The 12,273-nt window shown below is 63.2% G+C and carries 6 protein-coding genes; 3 read left to right on the forward strand and 3 right to left on the reverse strand.

Translation table 11 applies throughout. The features are described 5' to 3' along the window. Positions 1-288 precede the first annotated feature (288 nt). A complete protein-coding gene (locus BTIS_RS07480) occupies positions 289-1,743 on the reverse strand; it encodes an FAD-dependent oxidoreductase (RefSeq protein ID WP_094664147.1) in 1,455 nt (484 codons plus the stop codon). A gap of 714 nt (positions 1,744-2,457) precedes the next feature. Between BTIS_RS07480 and BTIS_RS07485 the strand changes: the two genes are divergently transcribed. Both BTIS_RS07485 and BTIS_RS07490 read left to right on the forward strand, forming a co-directional pair. Then, positions 2,458-3,927 carry an amino acid permease gene (locus BTIS_RS07485; protein ID WP_094664149.1) on the forward strand — a complete coding sequence of 490 codons (1,470 nt, stop codon included), beginning with the start codon at positions 2,458-2,460 and terminating at the stop codon, positions 3,925-3,927. A 9-nt stretch (positions 3,928-3,936) separates the two neighbouring features. Beyond that, the gene (locus BTIS_RS07490; protein WP_094664151.1) at positions 3,937-4,932 is read left to right on the forward strand and encodes an asparaginase; all 996 of its coding nucleotides are present in this window, start codon (positions 3,937-3,939) and stop codon (positions 4,930-4,932) included. 549 nt (positions 4,933-5,481) lie between these two features. On the opposite strand, the gene BTIS_RS12095 is transcribed toward BTIS_RS07490, so the two are convergent. Both BTIS_RS12095 and BTIS_RS07505 read right to left on the reverse strand, forming a co-directional pair. Continuing rightward, positions 5,482-8,304, reverse strand: a complete 2,823-nt coding sequence (locus BTIS_RS12095; RefSeq protein ID WP_245819362.1) for an HAD-IC family P-type ATPase — start codon at positions 8,302-8,304, stop codon at positions 5,482-5,484. 360 nt (positions 8,305-8,664) lie between these two features. After that, the gene (locus BTIS_RS07505; RefSeq protein ID WP_094664153.1) at positions 8,665-10,641 is read right to left on the reverse strand and encodes a S1C family serine protease; all 1,977 of its coding nucleotides are present in this window, start codon (positions 10,639-10,641) and stop codon (positions 8,665-8,667) included. A 177-nt stretch (positions 10,642-10,818) separates the two neighbouring features. Between BTIS_RS07505 and tgt the strand changes: the two genes are divergently transcribed. Further along, a complete protein-coding gene (gene tgt, locus BTIS_RS07510) occupies positions 10,819-12,147 on the forward strand; it encodes a tRNA guanosine(34) transglycosylase Tgt (protein WP_094664155.1) in 1,329 nt (442 codons plus the stop codon). The last annotated feature ends 126 nt before the right edge of the window (positions 12,148-12,273 follow it).

Here is a 12,273-nt window from a genome sequence, read left to right on the forward strand (position 1 = left end):
ATTGCCCCATTCCTTAGTGTGATCACACTAAAAAATGCTGTTGTTGGAATTTCAACGTTTTTGAGGTGTTGTTCCTTAGTGTGAGCTCACACTAAGGAACGGTAGTGGTCATATTGTGGGACGGTGATCGTTGGATGAGATAGCCGGGTAGGGCGGTCAGGTTTGGCTGACTCAGGAACTCAGACAGACTGCCCGAATCCAGCCAACCGACAAGACCGTCTAACCCGGCCGACCGGATCCGTGCAATCAGTCGCGGCCAATCAGTCCAGCGCAATCAGTCCAGTGTGATCAGTCCAGCGCGAGCGCACGCATCTGATCCGGCTCGATGACCTTCTTGTGTTCACGGCCTTCCTTCGCGCCCTCAGCACGCTCGAATGCGTCGATCTTCTTCCATCCGGCGAAGTCGATCGGGCGAATGCCCTTGGACGCGAGCAGCTCGTCGATGGATTCGGGGTTGCGATCGGCGGCGAACAGACCGCGTTCCGGAGCGGCCGCAAAATCCTCGAGCATGTGGTTCACGATCATCAGCGCGTCGGACTTGGTGGAGCCGATCAGACCGACCGGTCCGCGCTTGGCCCAACCGGTGGCGTACAGACGCGGACGCACCTCGCCGCCGTCGGCCTCGGTTGTGATGCGGCCGTCGCCGTTCGCGTTGGCCAGGTGGGCACCCTTCTCGTCGTACGCAATGCCGGGCGCGGTGGCGGGCTTGTAGCCGATGGCGTGATACACGGCCTCCACCGGGTAGTCCTCGAACTCGCCGAGTCGGGTCATCTTGCCGTCGGCGCTCGTCTCGGTCTTCTCCACACGGATGGCCTTCACCTTGCCGTCCTCGCCGAGGATCTCGGTGGGCGCGGAGTTGAAGTGCAGATAGTACTTGCGGTCGGCGGGGTTGCCTTCGTAATCCACGTCGCCGTCGTCTTCCATGTCCTCGGCCATCTCACGTACGGTGAACAGCTCCTCGACCATCTGACGGGCGAGCTTGTCCTTACCGGCCACCTCGATGGTCTCATCGTCCAGATCGAAGTCGTCCTCGTTGATGATCAGCTGCACGCCGGGCAGCTTCTCCATCTCACGCAGCTCCTGCACGCTGAACTTGGCCTGAGCCACGCCACGACGGATGAACAGGTGCAGCACCTTGGCCTTGTTCTTCTGGATGCCCTCGTACACGTTGTCGGGGATATCAGTCTTGGCCTTGAGATCGTCGGCGTTGCGCATGAGTTCGCGCGCCACGTCCATGGCCACGTTGCCGCCGCCGATCACGGCCACGTTCTCGGCCTCGAGCGGCCATTCGCGAGCGCCCGTGGGGTAGCCGTCGTACCATTCGACGAACTTGGCGGCACCGTACACGCCGTCCAGATCCGCGCCGGGCAGGTTCAGCGGCTTGTCCTTGACGGCACCGGTGGCGAACAGCACGGCGTCGTAGCGCTCGAGCAGTTCGTCGATCGTCACGTCCTTGCCGAATTCCACGTCGCAGTACAGGTGGATGTTCGGATTGTCGAGCGTCTTCTCAAGCGCGCCGGCGATGAACTTGATGGAGGGATGGTCGGGAGCCACGCCGTACCGGACCAGGCCGAACGGCACGGGGAGCTTCTCGAACAGGTCGATGCGCGCGGTGGACGGCAGTCCCAGTTCCTCGCTGCGCTTGGCGAGCTGCTTGAGCAGGATGTCGGAGGAGTACACGCCGGCCGGACCGGATCCGATCACGGCGATGCGAAGTTCATTGGTGTTCATAGTGTCAGTCACGCATTACAGGGTAACGCATTTCCGCCCTACGGAACAGAGGGAAAATCGGCTTTCCGCTGCGGTCTCCACGGTTTCGGTGCAGGCCTGTCATGCATTTGGCACAAAACCGCACCGAGGAGGCTGGCGCACTGCGGGTTCATCACGCCGCGCCGACGAACCCGCAGTATAGGCACGCGCCCACTGCGGGTCGGTCGCATCCCACGCATAGACCCGCAGTATAGGCACATCCACACTGCGGGTCGACTGCACCCCACCGACAAACCCGCAGTATGGCTACGTCCCACTGCGGGTTCATCACGCCCCACACAACGCCCATCACACCACGCCACACAACGCCCACCGCACACCACTCACGCCACGTTCCGCACACGCCGCACACCGTCGCACGCCCAGTCGTCCCCCGTCCACCGCGCGTCGCACACCCTGCCCACCCGCGCAGCACTACCATGCTCAGCGTTAACTCAGTTGACCATCAAGCGTCATATTATGTTCACCGTTTACGCGGGCCGAGACGTTTCGTTCATTGCACACCGATCGACACACCGATCGACACATGCCGATTGGCACACCGATTGGCACACAATTGGCACACACCGATCGACAGATGGCACAGATGACAACGTTCTGCACCCGCACTCCTATCCGTTCAACAAGGACAGAACCATGAGTGAGAAGACAGAGAAAACAGGGACGGCCGGGTCCGCTTCCGGAAGTATGCCATCGCGCACCGTCACGCAGGACAAGAGCGACGCCGGCTACGCGAAGGAGCTCAAGCCCCGCCATATTCAGATGATCGCCATCGGCGGCTCGATCGGCACCGGCCTGTTCCTGGGTGCCGGCGGCCGTCTGGCACAGGGCGGCGCCGGGCTCACCATCGCCTATGCGATCTGCGGCATCTTTGCGTTTCTGATGGTGCGCGCGCTGGGCGAGCTGGCGATCCGCCGTCCGTCGTCGGGCGCGTTCGTCTCCTACGCCCGTGAGTTCCTGGGCGAGAAGGGCGCGTACGTGACCGGTTGGATGTTCTTCCTCGACTGGTCCACCACCGTGATGGCCGATATCACCGCCGTGGCCGTGTACTTCCACTACTGGAAGGCGTTCTCCGACGTTCCGCAGTGGCTGCTCGCGCTGGGCGCGCTGGCCCTCGTGTTCGTGCTCAACATGATGAGCGTGAAGATGTTCGGCGAGGCCGAGTTCTGGTTCGCTGCGATCAAGGTGTTCACGATCATCGCGTTCATGGTCATCGCCATCTGGGCGATCGTCACCGGCGCTCCGGTGGGCGATGCGCACGCCGGCGTGGCCAACATCACCGAGCATGGCGGCTTCTTCCCGATGGGCATCGCGCCCGTGTTCGCCCTCACGCTGGGCGTGGTGTTCGCGTTCGGCGGCACCGAGATGGTCGGCGTGGCGGCCGGCGAAGCCAAGGAAGCCAAGGAGGTGCTGCCCAAGGCCATCAATTCGATGATCATCCGCATCTTCGTGTTCTACGTGGGTTCCGTGATCCTCATGTCGCTTGTGCTGCCGTACACCGCGTACTCCTCGAACGAGTCGCCGTTCGTCACGTTCTTCTCCGGCATCGGCATTCCGCACGCCGGCGACGTGATCCAGGTGGTCGTGCTCACGGCCGCGCTGTCGTCGCTGAACGCCGGTCTGTACGCCACGGGCCGCACGCTGCGCTCGATGGCCATCGCCGGTTCCGGCCCGAAGTTCGCCGCACGCATGAACAAGCATCACATTCCGTACGGCGGCATCATCATCACGTCCGCGCTGGGTCTGATCGGCGTGGTGCTCAACGCCGTGCTGCCGTCCGATGCGTTCGACATCATCATGAATCTGGCCGGTATCGGCATCGCCGGCACGTGGGCGTCGATCCTCGTCACGCATCTGGCGTTCCTCAAGAAGGTCAAGGCCGGCGAGGAGACCCGACCGGATTATCGTATGCCCGGCGCGCCGTACACGAACTACGTTTCCCTGCTGTTCTTCGCGATCGTCGTGATCTCGAATCTGACGAGCGCGTCCGGTCGTTGGACGCTTGCCCTGTTCGTGGTCGTCGTGATCGCCATGATCATCGGATGGTTCTACGTGCGTGGTCGCATCGACGGCAATCTGATGGACGAGATGCTCGACGCCGACGCCGCGGATGCCGCCGATTCCACCAATTCCACCGAGAACGCCACCACGAAGTAAGGATCAGCCATGCGTATTCATATCACGTATACGGGCGGCACGATCGGCATGATCGATTCGCCGCACGGTCTGGCCCCCGGTGCCGATATGCTCGGCTGGCTGCACGGGCTGCTCGACGGCACGCAGATCAGTCCCGATCAGGTGTCGTACACGGAACTGGATCCGCTGATCGATTCGTCGTGTGCCACGCCGGACAGCTGGCAGGCGATCATCGACGATCTGCGTGCGCATCGCAACGATGCCGACGCGTTCGTGGTGCTGCACGGCACCGATACGATGAGCTATTCGTCGGCTGCGGTTTCGTACGCGCTCACCGGATTCGGCAAACCGATCGTGTTCACCGGATCGCAGTATCCGCTCGGCATGGTCGAGACCGACGCCACGGCGAACGTGACCGGCGCGCTCAACGCGGTGCTGAGCGGCCGTGCGCACGGCGTTTCGCTGTTCTTCGGTCATCATCTGATCGCCGGTAATCGTGTGAGCAAGGTGTCGTCGTGGGCATTCGAGGGATTCGATGCGCCGTCGGCCGGACTGCTCGCCCAGACGGGTGCGCCCTGGCATTGGGAATCGTATGAGAGCCGCGGCGAGGGCTGGTACGATCCGCTGCCGTACATGCGCCACGATGTCGCCGTGATCGACATGGCGCCGGGCATTACGGCCGCTCGTCTGGAGGCCATGCTTACGCCGCGTCCCGAAGCCGTGCTGATCCGCGCGTACGGCGTGGGTAATGTGCCGTGCACCGAACCGGGGCTGACCGACGTGCTGGCCGACGTGCTCGGCGAGGGCGTGCCGGTGGTGGTGGCGTCGCAGTGCCAGCAGGCGACCGTACTGCTCGGCCATTACGAGGCCGGCGATGCGATCGCTCGCGCTGGTGCGATCGGTACGGGCGATATGACGCTCGAGGCCGCATACGCCAAGATCGTGTTCCTGCTGTCGCAGGGGCTGACCGGCAGCGATCTGGCCTCGTGGATTCCTCGCTCCATCGCCGGCGAGATCACGGTGTGAGTGTGGATCGTCCCATCCGCCAGTGGCATTGGTCACTACGATGATTACGGGGTGTGTTTGACGTACGCGTGCGTCGGACACACCCCGTAATCGTCCCTACCGTGCTTGTTTGACGCATGCGTGTGCCGGATGGGCATCGGAGGAACCACACAGTGCTTATTCGACGTAAGCATGCGACAGACGAGCACCGTAATGGCATCGTCGATGCCTGTTTGACGTACGCGTACGACGGACAAGCACTCATCCACTTCTACGATGGTTGTCCGTCACGCGCATACGTCGAAGAAGCATCGGAGCACCACTGCTGCGGGTCTGCCGTGCGCGTGTATCGGACCCGCAGCGAAGCGAGGGTTACACTGCGGGTTTATCGAGTCCGTACATCGAACCCGCAGTAAAGCCATGTCTCCACTGCGGGTTCGATGAGTCCGCGCATCGCAACCGCAGTGTAGATGCTGCTTCGCTGCGGGTTTGGCGTGCTCATGCTACAGACCCGCAGCGATCACCGCACAGTGCCCTCAACGACCCCCAGCAACCACAACGGCCCCACGCCTATTCGCGATCGACGAGGGCGGTAAGCGCCCAGAGGATGCTCACCACGTCGATCGCCTCCTGCATGAACGCGCCGATCACCACCGGGATCAGGTTGAACGCGGCGGCGATCATGCACACCAGCGCCAATCCCAGACCGATCGTCACCGCCTGCAGCATCACGCGCTTGGTCCGACGGGCGATCGCAATGGCGGCGGGCACGGCAGCGATGTCGTCGTTCATAATCACCACCTGTGCCGATTCGCTCGCCGCGGTGCTCGTGCCGTCGGTGATCGCCATGCCGATGTCGGCAGCAGCGAGCACGGGCGCGTCATTCACGCCGTCGCCCACCATCATCGTCACCGATTTCGTCGTGGATTCACCGACGAACCGCTGCAGCAGACGATCCCACCACGGCTGTGCGTTCGGCAGTTCGTGCGCGGCGTCCTTTACCGCCTGCACCTTGCCTTCGGGGAACAGTTCCGCCTTCACATCGTCGATGCCGACCTCGTTCGCGATGGCCGTCGCCGACGCGATCTTGTCACCGGTGAGCATCGACAGGCGTTTCACGCCGAGCGCGCGCAGTCGTTCCAACGATTCGCGCGTGTTGGCACGCGGCACGTCGCGCAATACGATGCGTGCCACGAGTCGTCCGTCCACCGCAACATAGGTGGCCATCTCGTCGGGCGCGAGCGCGGCGAAATGATCGGCGGGGAACAGACGGTCACGCACGGCATGACGACGGGCACGCAACGCCTGGGCCATGCGCGCGGCGTGGCGATTGCGCGCCGCGGACGTCATGCGGAATCCGCCGTCTTGAGAACCGTCGTTGTGCGGGGCGTTGTTACGCGCATCACCATACGTAGCATCACGCGCAACGCCATTATCGACCGCGATCACGTCATCCACGTCCGTGTGCCGCACCGCCGGAACGACAATTCTACGGAATCCGTCCTCGGCTGGCGTCGTGACGAGATCATGCCCACGCCCACTTCCACGTCCGGATGCCGCAACAGCGTCGGATGCACCGGATGCACCAACGCCGTGCGCAAAATCGGCAAGCTGCGACGCGATCGCCCCCATGGCGGTCATGCCGTCGGTGGCGTATGCGAACCGACCCACGCGAACCTTGTGCCCGTTGACCTCACCGCTGATGCCGTTGCCCGCGTCTTCGCTGATGTTGCGCACCACCGGATAGGAACGACCGTGACCGGGACGACCGTTCTCCGGGCACAGACGCTGCCCGGCATCGTAGCGCGCATGGAGTCGTTCCACGGCCTCGCTTCCGGCGGCGGCGATACCCTTGGCGAGAATGTGCACGGAGTAACCTTCCACCACGCCGGCGAGCATGAGGATGTGGTCCTCGTTAAGCGGCGGCCGCGCGGCGGGAAGAGCAGAGGGGAAGGCACCGGAAACGCTGGAATTGCCAGGATCGTTCATACCACTAGAGTTATCCGCACGATGCGCGTCGCTCACACGACCCACGTCGTCCGCATTGCCGTTATCCCCAGACTTACGTGAGTTTTCCTCAGATTCGGCTACAGCTCCGCCCGAGTTATCCCCAGAATTGTCGGGGTTGTGCACAGCACCATCGCACGCAACGGCGGTCTGCACGGTGCCGTCCTGCGCAACGGCATCGCGCATAGTGGCGGCATCGCGCACAACGGCACCAGCATCAGTCGCACCACCGCCCAGCACGGCGTCGGTACCCACCACGCCGATCGGCATGTCCACGCGAACGACCTGCGGTTTCTTCACAGTAAGCGTGCCTGTCTTATCGAAGAAGATGTGCGATACATGGCCGAGATTTTCCAGCACGTCCTGCGCTTTGATCAGGATGCCGGCCTTGGCGAGCCGCCCCGTGCCGGCCATGTACGCGACGGGCGCGGCGATGAGCAGCGGGCATGGCGTGGCGAGCACGAGCACCTGCGCGAAGCGGGTGGGCACGCCGGACACGATCCACGCGGCGCAGGCGATGATGAACGAGATCACAGTGAACGGCACGGCCATGAGATCGGCGGTCTTGACCACGGCGGCACGCGAGTTCTGCGCGGATCGCACGAGTTCGAGGATGCGCTGGTACTGCGAGTCGCGCGACAGTTCGGTGGCGCGCATGGTGAGCGTGGTGGAACCGTTGACCGCGCCGGACATCACGCGAGCGCCGTCGAACACCTCACGCGGTACGGGTTCGCCGTTGATGTTCGACAGATCGAGCGTGGCCGATCCGCTGAGCAGTTCGCCGTCAACGGGCACGGTTTCGCCGGGCAGCACCTGCAGGACATCGCCGGGGCGTACGCGATCGACGGGGACGGTGTTCCAATGGCGACCGGAGTCGCGATCATCGGCAACCGTATCAGTACCAGCCGTGTCAGCCGTATTGGTGTCAGTCGTGTCAGCGTCAGCCGTATCAGTCGACCGACGACTGCCCATACCGGGCAGGTTCATCACATGCGCGGTCTGCGGTGCCGCATCCATCAACGCGGTGAGATTGTTCTCCGCCTTGGCTTGCGCATATTCCTCGATGGCCTCGCCGGACGCGATCATAAGCACCACGGCCCAGCTGGCCCAGTACTCCTGTACGGCAAGCGTGGAGAGGATGGCGACCACGGCGAGCACATCCACGCCCACATGACCGTGACGGATGTCGTCGATCATGCCGCGCAACGTGTCGATCACGGCATAGACAACGAGAATGATGACGATCCACTGGCCGATGCTCGGGTCGACGAACCAGAACGGATGACTCCACGGACGGCTGTCCCACAGCAACGCCACGGGAATGACGGACAGAATGACGACGGGCAATAACGGGACTCGTCTGCATAAAGCGATGATGTGACTCATCGTTTCTCCTTACGCTTGTGCACGGGCCGACCACGGTATCGATAATCGGCGTGATTTCACGCCTTGTTAACCCATCCCAGACGTCTGCGGATCGACAGGATCGCACGGATCGCACGGTCGTCGACCAGTGTCCGGCTGACCGTCATCTGTGTCTCTTGCGTCTCTGTTTCGTCTGTGATACACGGCGTAAAGAAAACGGATATTCAGTTATCTGTGATCGACGATAACAACACCCCTCGTCGTTCGCCGTCCCCGCGTGGAGCGATCGGTGACGCGATCGGTTGCGCATACGAACAAGGGCCTCGAACCGGAAAAGGTTCGAGGCCCTGCGATCAGCGGATTAGCGCAACCGGTCGGCGATCACCAGCCGAAGTTGAACGGATCGGTGCTGTTACCGCTGTCACCGTTGCTGCCGTTATTGCCGTTGTTCTGGCTGTTGCCGCTGCTGCCATTGCTGGATTCGGATCGGTTGGAGCCGTTCACGGCGCTTTCCTCCTGATCCATGGTGACGTTCAGCTCAATGGTCTTGCCGTCACGCACCACGGTGAGCTTCACCGTGTCGTTGAGCGCGGTGGCGCGAACGAAGCCGAGCAGCGAGGCGTTGGAGCCGACGGTCTTGCCGTTGTAGCCCACGATCACGTCGCCCTGCTTCACACCGGCCTTGTCGGCGGGGCCGCCGGAGACCACGCTCTGCACGGAGCTGCCGGCGCGGGTGGTGCCGTCGGCCGTGGCGGTGTCGGTCTTCACGGTCACGCCGAGCGCGACGTGCTTCACCGAGCCGCTGCTGGTGATCTCACTGGTCACACGCTTGACCAGATTCGACGGGATGGCGAAGCCGATGCCGATCGAGCCGCTGGAGCTGGACGAGCTGGAGCTGGACGACGACGTGGCGATCGACGAGTTGATGCCGATGATCTGACCGGCCGCGTTGAAAGTCGGGCCGCCGGAGTTGCCGGGGTTGATGGCGGCGTCGAGCTGCACGGCGTTGGTGACGATCTCGTTGTTCTCCTCATCCATCACCGTGACGGGACGGTTGAGGGCGGACACGATACCGGTGGTGGCGGTGTTCTCATAGCCAAGCGGGTTGCCGATGGCCATCACGTCCTCGCCCACGGCGAGGTTGTCGGAGTCGGCGAATTCGGCGACGGTCAGGTCGCTCGGCGGGTTCTTCAGCTTGATGACCGCAAGATCGGTGGTCACGTCGGTGCCGACCACGTCGGCCTCGTACAGCGAGCCGTCGGACAAGGTCACCTGGATCTGCTTGGCGCCGGAGACCACGTGGTTGTTGGTGACGATGGCACCGTCCTTGGAGATGATCGCGCCCGAGCCCTTGGCCACGCCGGTCTGGCCGCCGGACTGGATCTCGGTCTGGATGGCCACCACGGAACCGGACACCTTCTTGGCGACGGCGGTCCAATCGACGGCGTCACCGGATTCCGCCTTGGCGGTGCCGGAGCCGGAGGAGTTGCTCAGCGAGCTCAGCGACGACGAGGTGGGGCTGGACACCCAGCCGTTGGAGATGGCGGCGAATCCGACGCCAAGGCTCAGTGCGGCGGCCACCACTGCGGCCACGGCACCGGTGACGATGTGGGAGACGGCACCGCTCGGCTTGCCGCCCTGCGCGTTCGGATTCTGTCCGGGAGCACCGTTGCCGGAATTGCCCGGACCCTGCGGATTCTGCGGGCCGCGGAACGGGTTGAACGGGGAGCCGTTGCGCGGCGGGAGTCCGTTGCCGCCATTGCCGTTACCGTTGCCGGAATTGCCATTACCAGCACTCGGCTGCTGCGCGTTGTTGTCGGGCTGGTTCTGCGGAGGCACCGGTCCGTAGGCACCAAATTCCGGTGCCGGACGGTACTGGCCGTATTCCGGCTGAGGGCGGCTCGGCTGATTCGGCTGCGGCTGGGCATTCTGCGGGGCGTTCGGCGTCTGCGGAGCCGGAGACTGCGGAGCGTTGTACTGATTGTGCTGGGGCCCGTACTGCTGCGACGATCCCTGCGGAGCGTAGGCACCGTACAGCGGTAGCGACTGCTGGGACTGGTTCGGCTGCGGGGCGGGCGCCTGGGTCTGAGCCGAAGCGGGCGACGATGCGGGACGCTGCACCTGCGTGGCCTGCGCGTCGCGGGCGGCGACCGGATTGATCGCCTCGGTCGGGCGTTCGTTGGAATCCGCGGATGAACCGACGGCAGTGCCGGAAGTCGGGTTCTGTGCTTCGGATGCGGATTCGTTGATCTGGGAATCGTTGGAATTGGAATCGTTGTCAGTGCCATTCACCGAGGGCCACGGCTCATTGTCAGGACGCTGCCCCCAAGGGGTGGAACCATTGTTCGTGTCAGCCATTGCTGCTCCTTGCTATTCGAGGTCTCGCGCGGGCGCGCGTCATGTTTCCCCGCGCATACGTTTGAACTACCTAAGAGTTAAAGCGTTACGTCTGGATATTTCCTGAACGTTATTTGAAAGCTGTAATCGAATCCTCTGCTTTTTCCCGGTCATCGCCCTTCGTTTAGAGTGGTAGTCATGACAGACGTTGATGTAAACCAGAACCCCATCGATCTTGTGGAACACCCGCGTGGAGCGGCACCCGGCAAGCCCGGCGATCGTAGTGAATTCAGCTTCGAGATCACCCGACGACTCGATCCCACGCCCGACGGACTCGGCCGCAACGGCTTCCGTCACGGACGTAGCGGCATCATCCACACGCCGCACGGCGACATCCAGACCCCGGCATTCGTACCCGTCGCCACACAGGCCACCATGAAGGCCATGCTGCCCGAACAGCTCAAGGCCCTTGGCGCGCAGTGCACGCTTGCCAACGCGTTCCACCTGTTCGAACGCCCTGGCGAGGACATCCTCGACGAGGCCGGCGGTCTCGCCAAATTCATGAACTGGCATGGACCCACCTTCACCGACTCCGGCGGATTCCAGGTCCTCTCACTCGGCGCCGGATTCAAGAAGACGCTCGCCATGGACGTCAAGGGACTCAAATCCGACGACGTGATCGCCGAAGGCAAGGAACGACTCGCCTTTGTGGACGAGGACGGCGTGACGTTCAAATCCCCGCTCAACGGCGACAGGCACCGCTTCTCCGCCGAGATCTCGATGGGCATCCAGCACAAGATCGGCGCCGACATCATGTTCTCATTCGACGAGCTCACCACGCTGATGAACACCCGCCGCTATCAGGTGGAATCCGTGGAACGCACATACCGCTGGGCGCAGCGATGCGTCGCCGAACACCAGCGACTGACGGAAACCCGTCTCGGCAAGCCGTATCAGGCGCTGTTCGGCGTGGTGCAGGGCGCGAACTATGAGGATCTGCGCCGCCACGCGGCCCAGCAGATCGCCTCGCTCGACTTCGACGGCGTGGGCATCGGCGGCGCGATCGAAAAGCGTCTGCTTGGCAACACGTGCGCGTGGATCTGCGATGAAATGCCGGAACTGCGCCCCCGTCACGTACTCGGCATCGCCGCGGTGGACGACATCTTCGCCGGCGTGGAGAACGGCGGCGACACGTTCGACTGCGTCGCCCCCGCCCGCACCGCGCGCAACGGAGCGATCTACACGCGCGACGGCCGCTGGAACGTGCTGCGCACCGCGCTCAAGCACGACTTCGGTCCGCTTGAGGAAGGCTGCGACTGCTACACCTGCGCGCACTATTCACGCGCCTACCTTCACCACCTGCTCAAGGCCCGCGAAATGAGCGGATGCACGCTCGCCACCATCCACAACGAACGTTTCTTCGTACGACTGCTCGACGAGATCCGCGAGTCGATCACCGGCGGATATTTCGACGAATACAAGAAGGAAACGCTCGCCCGCTTCTACGCCAACGGGTCGCGTGGGTGAACGGCTGACGAACCCTCGTGCATCATCGTCCATCGTTGAGTCATCGTTGAAAAACGGACTCGGGGAACACCTACAATCGCAGTAGCAGTAGTCGTTTCGAGGCATCACCAATCGATGCCCATCGAC

Source organism: Bifidobacterium tissieri, from assembly GCF_002259645.1.
Taxonomy (GTDB): Bacteria; Actinomycetota; Actinomycetes; order Actinomycetales; family Bifidobacteriaceae; genus Galliscardovia; species Galliscardovia tissieri.